This is a genomic window from Enterobacter wuhouensis (assembly GCF_035835995.1).
In the GTDB taxonomy this organism is placed as follows: Bacteria; Pseudomonadota; Gammaproteobacteria; order Enterobacterales; family Enterobacteriaceae; genus Enterobacter; species Enterobacter wuhouensis.
In genome coordinates this window covers 849060-865316 of the sequence record NZ_CP142124.1, presented here as the reverse complement: position 1 = coordinate 865316, position 16257 = coordinate 849060, and the positions used below count along the sequence as shown (strand labels likewise).

The following is a 16257-nucleotide window of genomic DNA, read 5'->3' as shown; positions in this document are numbered from 1 at the left end:
ATTAACGTACCTTCAGCGTTGCCAGGCCAATCAGCACCAGCATCAGCGAAATAATCCAGAAGCGCACGATGACGCGCGGTTCCGGCCAGCCTTTCAGTTCATAGTGATGGTGAATCGGCGCCATACGGAAGATGCGCTGACCGCGCAGCTTGAACGAACCGACCTGAAGGATGACCGACAGGGTTTCAACCACAAATACGCCGCCCATGATCACCAGCAGGAACTCCTGGCGCAGCAGCACGGCAATAATGCCCAGCGCGCCACCGAGCGCCAGAGAACCGACGTCACCCATAAAGACCTGAGCCGGATAGGTGTTGAACCACAGGAAACCGAGGCCCGCTCCGACAATCGCCGTACAGACGATCACCAGCTCGCCCGCATGACGCAGGTACGGAATATGCAGGTAATTCGCAAAGTTCATGTTACCGGTCGCCCATGCGACTAGCGCAAACCCGCCCGCGACGAAGACGGTCGGCATAATCGCCAGGCCGTCCAGACCGTCGGTCAGGTTAACGGCGTTGCCGGTACCAACAATCACAAAGTAGGCCAGAAGGATGTAGAACAGCCCCAGCTGCGGCATCACGTCTTTGAAGAACGGCACCACCAGCTCGGTGGCTGGCGTGTCTTTTCCTGCCAGATACAGCGCAAAGGCCACGCCCAGCGCGATCACCGACATCCAGAAATACTTCCAGCGGGCGATCAGACCCTTGGTGTCTTTACGCACCACTTTGCGATAGTCATCGACAAAACCGATGATCCCGTACCCCACCAGAACCGTCAGAACGCACCAGACGTAAGGGTTGGACGGATACGCCCACAGCAGCACGGAAACGACAATAGCGGTCAGGATCATAATCCCGCCCATGGTTGGCGTACCGCGCTTGCTGAAGTGCGATTCCGGACCGTCGTTACGTACAACCTGACCAAAAGAGAGTTTTTGCAGACGGGCAATCATGCGCGGGCCCATCCACAGGGAGATGAACAGCGCAGTCAGCAGGCTGACGATGGCGCGAAACGTCAGATAGGAAAAGACGTTAAAGCCTGAATAATATTTGACCAAATGTTCGGCCAGCCAAACTAACATGTCCCGCTCTCCTGTAATGCGTGCACAACTTCTTCCATGGCGGCACTACGTGAACCTTTCACAAGCACAGTCACAATTTGTTTTTCTGTAATCAACGCCTTAAGACGCTCAATCAATGCGGCTTTATCGGCAAAATGTTCGCCAACGCCGCTCGCCTGGCTAATTGCCTGGCTCAGCGTTCCTGCGCTCAGCACGCGGTCAATTCCCGCCGCTTTCGCCGCTTCGCCAACCTGGATATGGCAGTCTTCGCTTTCATCGCCCAGCTCCGCCATATCACCGACCACCATCACGCGGTAGCCCGGCATTTCAGACAGTACCTGCGCCGCCGCCGTCATCGAGCCAACGTTGGCGTTGTAGGAATCGTCCAGCAGCAGCTTGTTCTCCGCCAGCTGGATCGGGAACAGGCGTCCGGGAACGGCTTTCAAGTTTGCCAGACCCGTTTTAATCGCTTCATGAGACGCGCCGACCGCCGTGGACAACGCCGCCGCCGCAAGGGCATTGGCGATGTTATGGCGACCCGGCAGCGGCAGCAGCACATCCACGCCACCCGTTGGGGTGTTGAGGGTGAACTCCGTTCCGTGCGACGTCACATGGATATGGGTGGCGGTAAAGTCACTGTTGGCCGCATTCGGCGAGAAGCGCCAGGTCTTACGCGACCCAATGATGCTCTGCCAGTTCAGCCAGTCGTTGTTATCGGCATTCATAATGGCAATGCCGTCAGCCGGTAAGCCGGTGTAGATCTCACCTTTGGCTTTCGCCACGCCTTCCAGCGACCCGAAACCTTCGAGGTGCGCGGCGGCAAGGTTATTCACCAGCGCCGCCTCCGGACGCGTCAGGCTCACGGTCCAGGCTATTTCACCCTGATGGTTCGCGCCCAGTTCAATCACGGCAAACTCATGCTCTTTGGTCAGGCGGAGTAATGTCATCGGCACGCCAACGTCATTATTTAGGTTGCCCGCGGTATAAAGCGTGTTGCCACACTGGCTGAGGATAGACGCCGTCATCTCTTTTACGGACGTTTTACCGGATGAACCGGTCAGCGCTACGACGCGCGTTGGAACCTGCTGGCGTACCCATGCCGCCAGTTCACCGAATGCCAGACGGGTATCGCTCACCACAATCTGCGGCAGATCGATATCGAGCTTGCGGCTGACTAACAGCGCGCCGGCACCGTTCTCTTTGGCCTGCTCTGCAAAATCATGCGCGTCAAAGCGCTCGCCTTTCAGCGCCACAAACAGGCAACCCGCTGTGACTTTGCGGGTATCCGTCGTTACGGCGTCGATCGTCAGATCCTGACCGTGCAGCGCGCCGTTCAGGATGGCAGCGGCCTGGGCTAGCGTAAGGCTAATCATGCCACCACTCCCAGCAGCCGTGCTGCCGTTACGCGATCCGAGTAGTCCAGGCGGCGGTTGCCCACGATCTGATAATCTTCATGGCCTTTACCCGCCAGCAGAACCACATCGTTCTCCCGCGCCTGCATGATGGCGTTAGTCACCGCTTCTGCACGGCCTTCGACCACGCGCGCGCGGCCGGCGTCAAGCATACCCGCCAGAATATCGTTGATGATGGCGCGCGGCTCTTCGGTGCGCGGGTTATCATCTGTCACCACCGGAATATCCGCGAACTGCTCGGCAATAGCGCCCATCAGCGGACGTTTGCCCTTGTCGCGATCGCCGCCGCAGCCAAACACGCACCAGAGCTTACCGGCGCAGTGCAGGCGAGCCGCTTCCAGCGCTTTTTCCAGCGCGTCCGGCGTGTGGGCGTAATCGACGACAACAGTCGGTTTGCCCGGTGCGCTGAACACTTCCATACGGCCACAAACCGGCTGCAGACGCTCAGCGGTGTCCAGCAGTTCGGCCATTGGATAGCCCAGCGCCAGCAGCGTCGCCAGCGCCAGCAGCAGGTTGCTGACGTTGAAGGCGCCCATCAGGCGGCTTTCAAGTTCACCGTCGCCCCATGAGGAAGCAAAGCGGATCGTTGCCCCGCTGTCGTGATAGTTCACCTCAACCGCCTTCAGCCAGCGGCCGTGGCAGTTCGGGTTAATGTGGTTTTCCATCGATACGGCAACCGCATCCGGCAGCTTCGCCAGCCAGCGACGTCCAACTTCATCGTCTGCGTTAACGATCGCCTGTCCGTGATGGTGGGTGGAGTAGAGCAGCCATTTCGCGGCTTCGTAGTGCTCCATATCGCCATGATAATCAAGATGATCGCGGCTCAGGTTAGTGAACACCGACGCGGCAAACTTCAGCGCCGCTACGCGGTGCTGTACCAGCCCGTGGGAAGAAACTTCCATTGCGGCGAAGGTCGCTCCCTGCTCTGCCAGACCGGCCAGCACGTGCTGTACATCTACCGCCGAGCCGGTGGTGTTTTCCGTCGGGCTCACTTTACCCAGCAGACCGTTACCCACGGTACCCATCACCGCGCCGGTTTCACCCAGCAGCTGCGCCCACTGCGCCATCAGCTGCGTGGTGGTGGTTTTACCGTTAGTGCCCGTCACGCCCACCAGACGCAGCTGGTCGGACGGCTCGTGATAAAAACGCCCTGCCAGTGCAGAGAGACGTTCATTCAGATGGCTGAGATAGATAACCGGCACGCCGTGCATTTCACGCACTTCGCCGTCTGTTGCCTCATCTTTGGCCTCAGCAATAATGGCAGCAACACCTTGCGCAATCGCCTGCGGGATATAACGACGCCCGTCCGCCTGATGACCCAACACCGCCACGAAGAGATCGCCAGACGCAGCCACGCGGCTGTCCAGCACCATCTCTCGCAGTGCTCGCTCCGGTGCGTTTGGCACCCACGGAGCGAGAAGGTCGCGCAAATTACGATCTGCCACCTGTACCCTCGCCTTGATTAGTTACAAATTCACTTTTATCGCCCGTCGCCAGCGCATCCGGTTCGATGTTCATGGTGCGTAACACGCCGCCCATGATGGCCCCGAACACAGGCGCGGAGACGGCGCCGCCGTAGTATTTACCCGCCTGTGGATCGTTAATGACGACCACCAGCGCAAAACGCGGATTGCTTGCAGGCGCAACGCCTGCGGTATAGGCAATGTACTTGTTGATGTAGCGGCCATCGGGCCCCACTTTTTTCGCCGTACCGGTTTTAATGGCGATGCGATAGCCTTTAATCGCCGCCTTCACGCCGCCGCCGCCCGGCAGCGCCACGCTTTCCATCATGTGTACAACGGTACGTACGATAGATTCCGGGAAGATTCGCTCGCCCGGCACTGGTGGATCAACTTTGGTAATCGACAGCGGACGATAGACGCCATAGCTACCAATCGTTGCGTAGACTCGCGCTAACTGTAACGGGGTTACCATTAGCCCATAGCCGAAAGAGAAGGTGGCCCTCTCTATGTCAGACCACCGTTGTTTTTGAGGATATAAGCCACTGCGTTCTCCGACCAACCCCAAATTGGTCGCTTTTCCCAGTCCAAAACGTGAGTAAGTCTCTACTAACGCTGAGGACGGCATCGCTAACGCCAGCTTGGAAACACCGACGTTACTCGACTTCTGTAAGACCCCGGTCAGGGTCAGTTCGCTGTAACGCGCCACGTCTTTGATTTCATGGCCGTTAATGCGGTAAGGAATCGTATTCAGAACGGTACTTTCATTGACGATGCCGCGCTGGAGCGCGGTCATCACCACCATCGGTTTTACGGTAGAGCCCGGTTCAAACACGTCGGTGATGGTACGGTTACGCATCACATCCTTCTGCGTCCCGGTGAGATTGTTTGGGTTGTAGGACGGGCTGTTGGCCATCGCCAGCACTTCACCCGTGCTGACATCGACCAACACGGCACTGCCCGATTCCGCCTTGTTAAAGGCTACGGCGTTGTTCAGCTCGCGGTAAACCAGCGCCTGTAAGCGCTCATCGATACTCAGCGCAAGGTTGTGTGCGGCCTGGCTGTCCGTTGAGGAAATATCCTCGATTACGCGACCATAGCGGTCTTTACGCACAATGCGCTCGCCGGGCTGGCCGGTGAGCCATTTATCAAAGCTTTTTTCAACGCCTTCAATCCCCTGACTGTCGACGTTGGTGAAACCAATGAGGTGAGCGGTTACTTCGCCGGAAGGATAATAACGGCGCGATTCCTCACGCAGGTGAATCCCAGGCAGCTTCAATTTTTTGATGTAGTCCGCCATGTCAGGGTTCACCTGACGCGCCAGATAGATAAAGCGCCCTCTCGGGTTCGCATTCACGCGTGAGGCTAACTGGTCCAGCGGCATCTTCAGCGCATCCGCAAGCGCCTTCCAACGGTTATCGAGCGTGATACCTCCGGCGTCGTGCAGCTCTTTCGGATCGGCCCAGATCGCCTTCACCGGCACGCTCACCGCCAGAGGGCGGCCAGAACGGTCGGTGATCATGCCACGGGAAGTCGACACTTCCTGCACGCGCAGGGAGCGCATATCCCCCTGACGGACCAGCATGTCAGGGGCGATGATTTGCAGCCACGCCACGCGACCCAGCAGGAAACCCAGCGCCAGTAAAATGCAGCCGCAAAGCAACGCAAAACGCCAACTGACAAAGTTGGCCTGTTCTTCCTGACGTTTTGGTTTTAGCGTCTTTGCCGCTGCTTTCATGCGTCGCGTTTTCCCTTATTTTTGTACTACGATATTTTCCTGCGAAGGATCAACATGCTGCAGCTGCAGCTTTTCCGTTGCGATCCGTTCAACCCGGCTGTGATCGCCGAGCGCGTTTTCTTCAAGGATCAGATTGCGCCATTCAATATCCAGCGCATCGCGTTCCAGTACCATCTGCTCGCGTTGCGCAGTTAATAAACGGGTATGGTGGGCCGTCGTAACGACCGTAATAGCCGTGACAATGATGCAAATGAACAAGCAGAGTGGCAGCTTCCCAAACCGCAAAAGATCGTCACCGATCACGCCAGGCAAGGCATGGCGCTCGTTGCTTCCTAACGAATCCTTAACTTTGCTTAGGGTCTCTGTCACTCTGCCGATCATGCGTTCGTCCTTTCTGCTACACGCAGCACTGAACTACGGGCACGTGGATTCTCTGCCACCTCTTCTTCGCCCGGCATCAACTTGCCTAGTGCTCGCAGCTGACGGCCACCCAGTTTTCTGAGCTGTTCTTCCGTCATCGGCAGCCCCGCAGGAACCTGCGGACCGCGGCTCTGCTCGCGCATAAAGCGTTTCACAATGCGGTCTTCCAGCGAATGGAAGCTGATGATGGACAACCGCCCTCCCGGGGCCAGCACGCCGAGCGAGCTTTTTAGCGCCAGCTCTATTTCCTCCAGTTCACTGTTTACCCAAATGCGAATCGCCTGGAAGGTACGCGTCGCGGGGTGTTTGTGCTTATCCTTCACCGGCGTAGCCGCGGCAATCACCTCGGCCAGCTCTTTGGTGCGGGTCATCGGATCGATACGGTTACGCTCAACGATAGCGCGCGCAATGCGTTTACCGAAACGTTCTTCGCCAAAGGTTTTGATCACCCAGGCAATATCGGCTTCGTCAGCGGTCTGCAGCCATTCTGCGGCAGACTGGCCGCGCGTTGGGTCCATGCGCATATCCAGCGGGCCGTCGCGCATAAAGGAGAAGCCGCGCTCGGCATCATCAAGCTGGGGTGAAGAGACGCCAAGATCGAGAAGAATCCCGTCGATCTTGCCCGTAAGATCGCGCTCGGCAACGTAGTCCGCGAGCGCAGAGAAAGGTCCATGCACGATGGAAAAGCGTGGGTCATCGATGGTTTGCGCAACGGCAATCGCCTGCGGGTCACGATCGATTGCCAGCAGACGCCCTTCCTCTCCAAGCTGAGAGAGGATGAGACGCGAGTGGCCACCGCGACCAAAAGTGCCATCAATGTAGATGCCGTCCGGACGAATATTCAGGCCGTTGACGGCCTCATCCAGCAGCACCGTTGTATGTTTATAATTTTCCATCATATTTATAGAGACAAGTCCTGCAGCCGTTCCGATAATGTTGCGGAATCGGACTGCTCAGCGTCGATATCTTCCTTGACCTGTTGATACCAGGTCGTTTCATCCCACAGTTCAAACTTGTTGAACTGCCCGACCAGCATCACTTCTTTGGTCAGACCGGCATGTTGCCGCAACACGGGCGCAATCAGTAATCGCCCTGCGCTATCCATCTGACATTCACTGGCATGTCCCAATAACAACCGCTGTACGCGGCGTTCCTGCGGGTTCATGCTCGACAGTCGCGACAGCTTTTGCTCAATAATTTCCCATTCGGGTAAAGGGTAAAGCAGCAGGCAGGGGGAGTTGATGTCAATGGTGCAAACCATTTGACCTGAAGCGTTCTCGATCAGCTGGTCGCGGTATCGGGTTGGTACCGATAAACGCCCTTTGCTGTCGAGATTGACTAACGTTGCTCCACGGAACATGCCAGCCTCACCCCTCCTCACCACTTTAACCCACAAATTCCCACCTAAAGGAGTTTACGGAGCGAGGGAAAAGCTTGTCAAGCCAGGACTCTCTCTATATGAAGCCGAAAGGGCGCTATTTACAGAGATAAACAGACCTGGTTAATAACTGCACAACTGGCGAGGCAAAATTAACGTTATGAATATTTGTAAGAAAAAAACCGAATATGCACACTAGCGTTAAGGCTCACTCAATATCATCGCAAGGAAATATAAAGTGTCAGTTTGCGACGCGGGCGGCATTTTAAGACATATTCTCCGGGGATGACAGCGCCAGATGCATCGAGGCACTGCGCGAGCAGGCTCTCTTGCCCGCAAGCCAGCTGCAATGGTGGAAAAACGTCTGAATATTCATCGACCGAAGGGTGTTTGTAACAAAATAAGACAGAAGCGGTGTTTAAAAATCGTATAAATGTTCTTTAAAAGGCGATTTAAAAGCCTTAACGAATTAAGAAAAATAGCAGGGTAGGATCCTTAAAGAATTATCCTAATTTTTATACGGGAATGATTTCTGCAAATTATTTTAGCGAAACGGGGCTGTTTGCACTGCCCCGCTCATTCATTAATGCCGGCTCAAAATGCCGCGGCGGTAGAGATTTCGTTTGATGCGGGTTAGCCCAGGCTTCGGTTTACGTGGCTCATCCAGGCTTGCCAGAACAATCTCCAGCACGCGTTCAGCCACATCGCGGTGGCGCTGAGCCACTGCCAGCACCGGGCACTGCAGGAAGTCGAGCAGTTCATTATCACCAAAGGTTGCGATGGCCAAATCGGAGGGCAGCTGTCCGTCGCGACGCAGCGTAACATCCATCACTCCCTGCAGCAGGGCAAACGACGTGGTGAACAGCGCCTGCGGCATCGGGTGCGTTTCCAGCCATTTTTCGAACAGCTGCGCGGCAGCTTCACGCTCATAGCTGTTGGCATAGAGATAGTGAACGTCGCGCGGATCGTCCTTCCAGGCGGTGCGGAACCCTTGTTCACGCAGGAAGCTCACGGAAAGCTCCGGCAATGCCCCAAGGTACAGCACCGTTTCAGCCGGGAAAGTTCTCAGCTCCGCCGCCAGCATCTCGGCATCATCCTGATCGGCGCCCACGACGCTGGTAAAATGCTCTCTGTCCAGGGCGCGGTCCAGCGCAACGATAGGGAACGGATCGTTGGCCCAGCGTTGATAGAACGGGTGCTCTGGCGGCAACGAGGTTGAAACGATGATGGCATCAACCTGACGCTGCAGAAGATGCTCAATACAGCGCATTTCGTTATCAGGCTGATCTTCCGAACAGGCGATCAGCAGCTGATAGCCCCGCTGGCGGGCCTGACGCTCAAGGTAGTTGGCGATACGGGTATAGCTGGTATTTTCCAGGTCTGGGATCACCAGGCCAATAGAGCGGGTGCGCCCGGCACGTAAACCGGCTGCGACAGCATTTGGATGGTAGTTATGTTCACGAACCACCGCCATGACTTTTTCAACGGTCTTATCGCTGACGCGGTACTGCTTCGCTTTACCGTTAATCACATAGCTCGCCGTTGTTCGTGACACGCCGGCTAGCCGAGCGATTTCATCCAGTTTCACAATTGCCCCTTAAAAAAAGTAAAGAGTCCATGGCCCTGTCAAGGTTATGGTTAAATCTTTTAACATCTAATCGCAGAATAGTCACCGCGGCAATCGCTTTTATCTGCATTCGCGTTGGTTTGTGCAAAAAAAAGCCCGGCTTTGGTGACCGGGCAGAAAGAGGCGAACCTTTTTGACAGCTAACGCATGATCTTTTCGCCGCGCGACAGGCCAACAATCCCCGAGCGCGCAACCTCAACAATTTTTGCCACATCCCGCACCGACGCCAGGAAAGCGTCCAGCTTGTCACTCGTCCCCGCCAGCTGAACCGTATATATAGAAGGCGTAACGTCGATGATCTGCCCACGGAAGATATCCGTATTGCGTTTCACCTCTTCACGGCCATATCCGCTCGCCTGAATTTTTACCAGCATGACTTCACGCTCAACGTAGGCGCCCTGCCCCAGCTCGCTCACGCGCAGCACATCGACCAGCTTGTGCAGCTGCTTTTCAATCTGCTCGAGCACTTTGGCGTCGCCGACGGTTTGGATGGTCATGCGTGACAGCGTGGGATCGTCAGTCGGAGCAACGGTAAGGCTTTCTATGTTGTAGCCACGCTGTGCGAAAAGTCCAATGACGCGGGACAATGCGCCAGACTCGTTTTCCAGTAATACCGATAATATCCGGCGCATATCAGGTTCTCTCCGTTTTGCTTAACCACATTTCGTCCATACCACCCCCGCGAATATGCATCGGGTAAACGTGCTCCGTGCCGTCGACGATGACGTCCATGAACACAAGGCGGTTGTTCTTCACGTGCTCAAGCGCTTCGCCAAGCTTCGCTTCAAGCTCTGCCGGATCGCTCACCCGCATGCCGATATGGCCGTAGGATTCCGCCAGGCGTACAAAGTCCGGGAGGGAATTCATGTACGACTGAGAGTGACGGCCAGAATAAATCATATCCTGCCACTGCTTCACCATCCCGAGATAGCCGTTGTTCAGGTTCAGCACCAGTACCGGCAGCTCATACTGCAGCGCCGTAGACAGCTCCTGAATATTCATCTGAATACTGCCATCCCCCGTCACGCAGACCACGGTTTCATCCGGCAGCGCCAGCTTCACCCCCAGCGCAGCGGGCAGGCCAAAGCCCATCGTGCCCAAGCCGCCCGAGTTGATCCAGTGACGCGGTTTATCAAAGGGATAGTAAAGGGCTGCAAACATCTGGTGCTGCCCCACGTCAGACGTCACATAGGCATCGCCTCCCGTCAGGCGCCAGATCGTTTCGATCACCGCCTGCGGCTTAATATGTTCACTTTGCGTATCGTATCTAAGGCACTGCCGCGCGCGCCACAGTTCGATCTGCTGCCACCAGTCGCGAATGTCGTCCAGCGGCTGTGCCGTGGTTTCCTGCGTCAGCAGATCCAGCATTTGGTCCAGAACCTGTCGGGCATCTCCGACGATCGGCACATCTGCCGGCACCGTTTTAGAAATTGAGGTCGGATCGATATCAATGTGCAGCACGGTAGCGTTCGGGCAGTACTTTGCCAGGTTGTTGGTCGTGCGATCGTCAAAGCGCACGCCGACGGCAAAGATCGCATCGGCGTTGTGCATCGTCATGTTGGCTTCATAGGTGCCGTGCATGCCTAGCATCCCCAGCGCCTGTCGATGCGTGGCGGGGAACGCCCCTAACCCCATCAGCGACGAGGCGACAGGAAGATTGAGCTTTTCGATCAGCTCACGGAGCTGCGTTTCACACGCTGCGTTAACCGCACCGCCGCCAACGTAGACAACCGGTTTTTTGGCCGCCATAAGCGTTTGCAGCGCTCGCTTAATCTGGCCTTTGTGCCCCTGCGTCGTCGGGTTATAGGAGCGCATGCTCACTGCTTCCGGCCAGACGTACGGCAACTTGTTAGCCGGATTGAGAATATCTTTTGGCAGATCCACCACCACCGGCCCGGGACGGCCGCTTGCCGCCAGCCAGAAGGCCTTTTTCAAAACGGTTGGAATGTCTTCGGTTTGTTTGACCAGGAAACTGTGCTTAACCACCGGGCGCGAAATCCCGACCATGTCGCACTCCTGGAAGGCATCGTAACCAATCAGGGAGGTGGCAACCTGCCCGGAGAGAATGACCAGCGGGATAGAGTCCATATACGCCGTCGCAATCCCGGTAATGGCATTCGTTGCCCCCGGCCCGGAGGTGACCAGCACAACGCCCACCTCACCCGTTGCACGCGCTAATCCGTCAGCCATATGCACCGCCGCCTGCTCGTGACGTACCAGCACATGGTCTATGCCACCCACGGTATGAAGCGCATCATAAATATCGAGGACTGCGCCTCCAGGATAGCCGAACACCTGCTTCACGCCCTGATCGATAAGCGACCGGACGACCATTTCCGCGCCAGACAACATCTCCATGCTTTGCCTCCAGGCATTTTGCTATAGACGGACAGCAGAATTCATTTCCACACCGTCTTACGATTAGGCTAAGCCAATCTTATATTTTGCAGAGTGATCGTTACCTTAACCGCTCGTTATGAGGCAGGCAATTGGCAAACCAGGCGGGACAAACGGCCGTCAAAGCAGAAAAAACAGGCATTGAGAGAGGATATGGTGAATTCCTCTGAGATAAAGGATGGAGAGAATAAATCATCGCTTAAAAACGGCATGATTCAGGAAATCATCTATTTTTAAGCGTGCGGCAGCCGCCAAAAAAAATCCACACAGAATAAAATTTTACTATCAATGAAAATAACAGGACAAACCGCACGTGGTGATGCGATTTATCCTGACTTCCTTATCGGCGGCAAACGCTAATAAGTAATTCTTCCATCCATTGATGACCTTTATCACGGCCGGCCGCTTCGTGCCAGGAAAGATAGCAGGTACGGCTGTTTAGCTTGAGTGGCAAAGGCATAATCTGCAGATCCAGCTGCTCTGCGAATTCTTCTGCCAGCCAGCGCGGCGCAATCGCCACCAGCTGAGTCTGGGAGACAACGTTCAGCACGCTGACCATGGCCATCCCCTGATACGCAACGCTCGCTTGTTTATCCGGCGTGTCATACCAGGGCAGGCTGAATGACGCATATCTATCGAGCGCAACAACAGCGTGCTGTTCGTTATAAACATCGCTTTCACGCAGAGGGGAATTCAGACGCGGGTGTTTTTTACTGGCAACTAACACCATTTCATCTTTAAACAGCGGTACGCAGGAAAACTCCGGACGGCGAAACTCTTCATACCCCAGGACAAACTCTGTTTCCTGATAGCGAAGCTGATGCTCTGTATTCTGATTAAGTGATGATTTAAATACCAGATGAATATTTGGCGCAATCTCTTCAACTTTGTTGTAAATAATTGACGTCAGATAATTATCCAGAGGGCTGCATACGCACAGATGGAATATGCGCTCGCTGCTTAAGGGCTCAAAACCGGATCCAGGCAGCTCATTCTGCACCAGCTGCAGCGCCTGACGAACGGAGCCAAAGAGCTGGAACGCACGGGCGGTAGGCTGAATACCTCTGCCATAGCGAACGAATAACTCGTCATTAAACATAACCTTAAGGCGAGCCACTGCGTTACTGACGGCAGGCTGAGACATGCCAAGCGACTGTGCTGCACGCGTAATATTCTGTTCCTGCATCACCGCATCGAATACGGTTAACAGATTGAGATCCACTGTACGTAATTGCGGTTTAACCCCATCATAGGTTTGAGGTTGATTAATATTATTTTCTGGCATTCTTGACTCCACTGTCACGCTAAACTCCCTTTGCCAAGGTACAGTAATAAGTTCGAAAAATATGATTTACCATGCATATACGACCAGCGAAAGAGAATTGTTTAAAATTCGGAAAATATAAAGGAAGCCCCATCAAAAGATTAGATTATCAAACATCATTGATGAGGCATTCGAAAACAGATTAATTGATATCAATAACATTAGGGGTAGCATGAAACCATAATCCAGACGAATAGACAATCACCCTCTGGTTAATCATGGCTTAAGTATTATTAAATTATTAACTGCGCCGCCCTAATAGTAGTTAACAATTTTTTATCATGGCGTTATTCCCACTCAGCCCAAAACCATTCACCCCATGTATAAATAAGTGAAATAAAAGGCATTTTATTCCTCTCTTCGATAATGCAGTAAATATGTAGAATTGCTATTAAATATGTTTAAATCATTCAGAAAGCAAATCGCCAGTCCAAAAATAGACAATTAAAATGGTCATGAGATTGAAAACCAGCACAATAAGCTAAAGTAAACCGACTGGCGAAACGGGCGATAGTGTACGTTTTCGCCCTCAGGGGTTGACATAGATTGTCGTATCCAGTACCACTAAAAGCATATTGAATTTAACGGAGCACGATTCATGACACGCACCATTCGTTTCACCGGTCTACTACTACTAAACGCATCCACTGTGCGCGGTAGGCTGGCGGGCGAAATTCAGCGTTGAATCGTCACCAGTAAGACTAAAACCCGCGCCACTGCGCGGGTTTTTTTATGCTCGTAGCAAGGCGCCCTAAGACTGACAAGGACCTAACACATGAGCCAGCAAGTCATTATTTTCGATACCACCTTACGTGACGGTGAACAGGCATTACAGGCGAGCCTGAGTGTTAAAGAGAAACTGCAGATCGCGCTGGCTCTGGAACGCATGGGTGTCGACGTGATGGAGGTGGGCTTCCCCGTCTCGTCTCCGGGTGATTTCGAATCCGTACAGACCATCGCGCGTACCATTAAAAACAGCCGCGTATGTGGCCTGGCGCGCTGCGTTGAGAAAGATATCGACGTTGCAGCCGAGTCGCTGAAGGTGGCCGAAGCCTTCCGTATCCATACCTTTATAGCAACCTCGCCAATGCACATCGCCACCAAGCTGCGCAGCACGCTGGACGAGGTTATCGAACGCGCGGTGTACATGGTCAAGCGCGCGCGTAACTATACGGATGACGTTGAATTCTCCTGTGAAGATGCGGGCCGTACGCCAATCGAAGACCTGGCGCGCGTGGTTGAAGCCGCCATCAACGCGGGCGCTAAAACTATCAACATCCCGGACACCGTCGGCTACACCATGCCGTTTGAGTTCTCCAACATCATTACCGGCCTGTATGACCGCGTGCCAAATATTGATAAAGCGATTATCTCTGTGCATACCCACGACGACCTGGGTCTGGCCGTAGGCAACGCCATCGCCGCCGTTCACGCCGGCGCGCGTCAGGTTGAAGGGGCAATGAACGGGATCGGTGAGCGCGCCGGTAACTGCTCGCTGGAAGAAGTGATCATGGCGATCAAGGTGCGCAAAGACATCATGAACGTGAATACGCGCATCAATCACAACGAAATCTGGCGCACAAGCCAGACCGTCAGCCAGATCTGCAACATGCCTATTCCCGCCAACAAGGCGATTGTCGGCACCGGCGCGTTCGCACACTCCTCCGGTATTCACCAGGATGGCGTCATTAAGAACCGTGAAAACTATGAAATCATGACCCCGGAATCCATCGGCCTGAACCAGGTGCAGCTGAACCTGACCTCTCGCTCTGGCCGTGCCGCAGTGAAGCACCGTATGGAAGAGATGGGCTACAAGGACAGCGATTACAACATGGATCAGCTGTACGACGCCTTCCTGCAGCTGGCCGATAAAAAAGGCCAGGTGTTCGACTACGACCTGGAAGCGCTGGCGTTCATCAACAAACAGCAGGAAGAACCGGAGCATTTCCGCCTGGATTACTTCAGCGTGCAGTCCGGCTCCAGCGACATCGCCACCGCATCGGTCAAACTGGCCTGCGGTGACGACATTAAAGCCGAAGCGGCAAACGGTAATGGCCCCGTCGATGCCATCTATCAGGCGATTAACCGCGTCACCGAGTATGACGTTGAGCTGGTTAAATATGACCTGACGGCCAAAGGCCATGGCAAAAACGCGCTGGGCCAGGTTGATATCGTCGTCAACTACAACGGCCGCCGTTTCCACGGCGTGGGTCTGGCGACCGACATCGTCGAATCTTCTGCCAAAGCGATGGTGCATGTCCTGAACAACATCTGGCGCGCCGCCGAAGTCGAAAAAGAGTTGCAACGCAAAGCTCAGAATAAAGAGAACAACAAGGAAACCGTGTAATGTCGAAGAATTACCATATTGCTGTGTTGCCGGGCGACGGTATTGGTCCGGAAGTGATGGCACAGGCGCTGAAAGTACTGGAAGCCGTTCGCGCGCGTTTTGCGATGAAAATTACCACCAGCCATTACGATGTGGGCGGCGTGGCTATCGATAACCACGGCACGCCATTGCCGAAAGCGACCGTTGAAGGCTGCGAAAACGCCGATGCCGTGCTGTTTGGCTCCGTGGGCGGCCCGAAGTGGGAACACCTGCCGCCGGCTGAGCAGCCTGAGCGCGGCGCGCTGCTGCCGCTGCGTAAACACTTCAAGCTGTTCAGCAACCTGCGTCCGGCGAAGCTGTATCAGGGCCTGGAAGAGTTCTGCCCGCTGCGTGCGGATATCGCCGCTAACGGTTTCGACATTCTCTGCGTACGCGAGCTGACCGGCGGGATCTACTTCGGTCAGCCAAAAGGGCGCGAAGGCAGCGGACAACACGAGAAAGCGTTCGACACCGAGGTGTATCACCGCTTCGAAATTGAACGTATTGCCCACATCGCGTTTGAATCTGCGCGCAAGCGCCGCCACAAGGTGACGTCCATTGATAAGGCGAACGTGCTGCAGTCATCCATTCTGTGGCGCGAAATCGTCGGTGAAATTGCGAAACAGTACCCGGACGTTGAGCTGTCGCACATGTACATCGATAACGCGACGATGCAGCTGATTAAAGATCCGTCCCAGTTTGACGTCCTGCTGTGCTCCAACCTGTTCGGCGATATTTTGTCAGACGAGTGCGCGATGATCACCGGCTCCATGGGCATGCTGCCCTCCGCCAGCCTGAATGAAGAAGGCTTTGGCCTGTATGAGCCTGCGGGCGGCTCCGCGCCGGACATCGCGGGAAAAAACATTGCCAACCCGATTGCGCAGATCCTCTCTCTGGCCCTGCTGCTGCGCTACAGCCTGGATGCAGGCGACGCGGCAACCGCAATTGAACACGCGATTAACCGCGCGTTAGAAGAAGGCATCCGTACCGGCGATTTAGCGCGCGGCACGGCGGCAGTCAGTACTGATGAAATGGGCGACATCATTGCCCGCTATGTCGCTGAAGGGGTGTAA

At 54.9% G+C, this 16257-nt stretch carries 14 protein-coding genes; 3 read left to right on the top strand and 11 right to left on the bottom strand.

What is annotated here, in order from left to right:
• Position 1: 1 nt before the first annotated feature.
• The 11 genes from mraY to leuO form a co-directional block, all read right to left on the bottom strand.
• Positions 2-1084: a phospho-N-acetylmuramoyl-pentapeptide-transferase gene (gene mraY / locus VPX56_RS04185; RefSeq protein ID WP_003856353.1), complete on the bottom strand. Its 1083-nt coding sequence runs from the start codon at positions 1082-1084 to the stop codon at positions 2-4.
• Positions 1078-2436, bottom strand: coding sequence for a UDP-N-acetylmuramoyl-tripeptide--D-alanyl-D-alanine ligase (gene murF, locus VPX56_RS04180; RefSeq protein ID WP_326470066.1), 1359 nt, complete (start codon positions 2434-2436; stop codon positions 1078-1080). Before murF ends, mraY begins: the two co-directional genes overlap by 7 nt.
• Positions 2433-3920, bottom strand: a complete 1488-nt coding sequence (gene murE / locus VPX56_RS04175) for a UDP-N-acetylmuramoyl-L-alanyl-D-glutamate--2,6-diaminopimelate ligase (RefSeq protein WP_326470064.1) — start codon at positions 3918-3920, stop codon at positions 2433-2435. The genes murF and murE overlap by 4 nt, the downstream gene beginning before the upstream one ends.
• Entirely contained in the window at positions 3907-5673 is a 1767-nt protein-coding gene (locus VPX56_RS04170; RefSeq protein ID WP_119935539.1) for a peptidoglycan glycosyltransferase FtsI, read from the bottom strand. Before VPX56_RS04170 ends, murE begins: the two co-directional genes overlap by 14 nt.
• 15 nt (positions 5674-5688) lie before the next feature.
• A complete protein-coding gene (gene ftsL, locus VPX56_RS04165) occupies positions 5689-6054 on the bottom strand; it encodes a cell division protein FtsL (protein ID WP_119935540.1) in 366 nt (121 codons plus the stop codon).
• Entirely contained in the window at positions 6051-6992 is a 942-nt protein-coding gene (gene rsmH / locus VPX56_RS04160; protein ID WP_131633955.1) for a 16S rRNA (cytosine(1402)-N(4))-methyltransferase RsmH, read from the bottom strand. Before rsmH ends, ftsL begins: the two co-directional genes overlap by 4 nt.
• A gap of 2 nt (positions 6993-6994) precedes the next feature.
• Complete coding sequence (gene mraZ, locus VPX56_RS04155; protein WP_014882537.1) at positions 6995-7453, bottom strand: division/cell wall cluster transcriptional repressor MraZ; 459 nt, start codon at positions 7451-7453, stop codon at positions 6995-6997.
• Positions 7454-8054: 601 nt separating this feature from the next.
• Positions 8055-9059, bottom strand: a complete 1005-nt coding sequence (cra, locus tag VPX56_RS04150) for a catabolite repressor/activator (RefSeq protein ID WP_125914447.1) — start codon at positions 9057-9059, stop codon at positions 8055-8057.
• A gap of 179 nt (positions 9060-9238) precedes the next feature.
• A complete protein-coding gene (gene ilvN / locus VPX56_RS04145) occupies positions 9239-9730 on the bottom strand; it encodes an acetolactate synthase small subunit (protein ID WP_014068890.1) in 492 nt (163 codons plus the stop codon).
• A gap of 1 nt (position 9731) precedes the next feature.
• Positions 9732-11456 carry an acetolactate synthase 3 large subunit gene (ilvI, locus tag VPX56_RS04140; RefSeq protein ID WP_131633956.1) on the bottom strand — a complete coding sequence of 575 codons (1725 nt, stop codon included), beginning with the start codon at positions 11454-11456 and terminating at the stop codon, positions 9732-9734.
• 379 nt (positions 11457-11835) lie between these two features.
• A complete protein-coding gene (gene leuO / locus VPX56_RS04135; RefSeq protein WP_131633957.1) occupies positions 11836-12780 on the bottom strand; it encodes a transcriptional regulator LeuO in 945 nt (314 codons plus the stop codon).
• Between the two features lie 637 nt (positions 12781-13417).
• On the opposite strand from leuO, the gene leuL reads away from it, so the two are divergent.
• The 3 genes from leuL (at position 13418) to leuB (ending at position 16257) form a co-directional block, all read left to right on the top strand.
• Positions 13418-13504 carry a leu operon leader peptide gene (leuL, locus tag VPX56_RS23000; RefSeq protein WP_071786497.1) on the top strand — a complete coding sequence of 29 codons (87 nt, stop codon included), beginning with the start codon at positions 13418-13420 and terminating at the stop codon, positions 13502-13504.
• Positions 13505-13594: 90 nt separating this feature from the next.
• Entirely contained in the window at positions 13595-15166 is a 1572-nt protein-coding gene (leuA, locus tag VPX56_RS04130) for a 2-isopropylmalate synthase (protein WP_131633958.1), read from the top strand.
• Positions 15166-16257 carry a 3-isopropylmalate dehydrogenase gene (gene leuB / locus VPX56_RS04125; protein ID WP_131633959.1) on the top strand — a complete coding sequence of 364 codons (1092 nt, stop codon included), beginning with the start codon at positions 15166-15168 and terminating at the stop codon, positions 16255-16257. The genes leuA and leuB overlap by 1 nt, the downstream gene beginning before the upstream one ends.

Bases quoted from the DNA above. Each gene is read 5' to 3' on its own strand.
- mraY (WP_003856353.1), bottom strand. From the start codon at position 1,084: ATGTTAGTTTGGCTGGCCGAACATTTGGTCAAATATTATTCAGGCTTT.
- rsmH (WP_131633955.1), bottom strand. From the start codon at position 6,992: ATGATGGAAAATTATAAACATACAACGGTGCTGCTGGATGAGGCCGTC.
- VPX56_RS04170 (WP_119935539.1), bottom strand. From the start codon at position 5,673: ATGAAAGCAGCGGCAAAGACGCTAAAACCAAAACGTCAGGAAGAACAG.
- murF (WP_326470066.1), bottom strand. From the start codon at position 2,436: ATGATTAGCCTTACGCTAGCCCAGGCCGCTGCCATCCTGAACGGCGCG.
- leuO (WP_131633957.1), bottom strand. From the start codon at position 12,780: ATGCCAGAAAATAATATTAATCAACCTCAAACCTATGATGGGGTTAAA.
- leuB (WP_131633959.1), top strand. From the start codon at position 15,166: ATGTCGAAGAATTACCATATTGCTGTGTTGCCGGGCGACGGTATTGGT.
- ilvN (WP_014068890.1), bottom strand. From the start codon at position 9,730: ATGCGCCGGATATTATCGGTATTACTGGAAAACGAGTCTGGCGCATTG.
- ftsL (WP_119935540.1), bottom strand. From the start codon at position 6,054: ATGATCGGCAGAGTGACAGAGACCCTAAGCAAAGTTAAGGATTCGTTA.
- leuA (WP_131633958.1), top strand. From the start codon at position 13,595: ATGAGCCAGCAAGTCATTATTTTCGATACCACCTTACGTGACGGTGAA.
- mraZ (WP_014882537.1), bottom strand. From the start codon at position 7,453: ATGTTCCGTGGAGCAACGTTAGTCAATCTCGACAGCAAAGGGCGTTTA.
- leuL (WP_071786497.1), top strand. From the start codon at position 13,418: ATGACACGCACCATTCGTTTCACCGGTCTACTACTACTAAACGCATCC.
- ilvI (WP_131633956.1), bottom strand. From the start codon at position 11,456: ATGGAGATGTTGTCTGGCGCGGAAATGGTCGTCCGGTCGCTTATCGAT.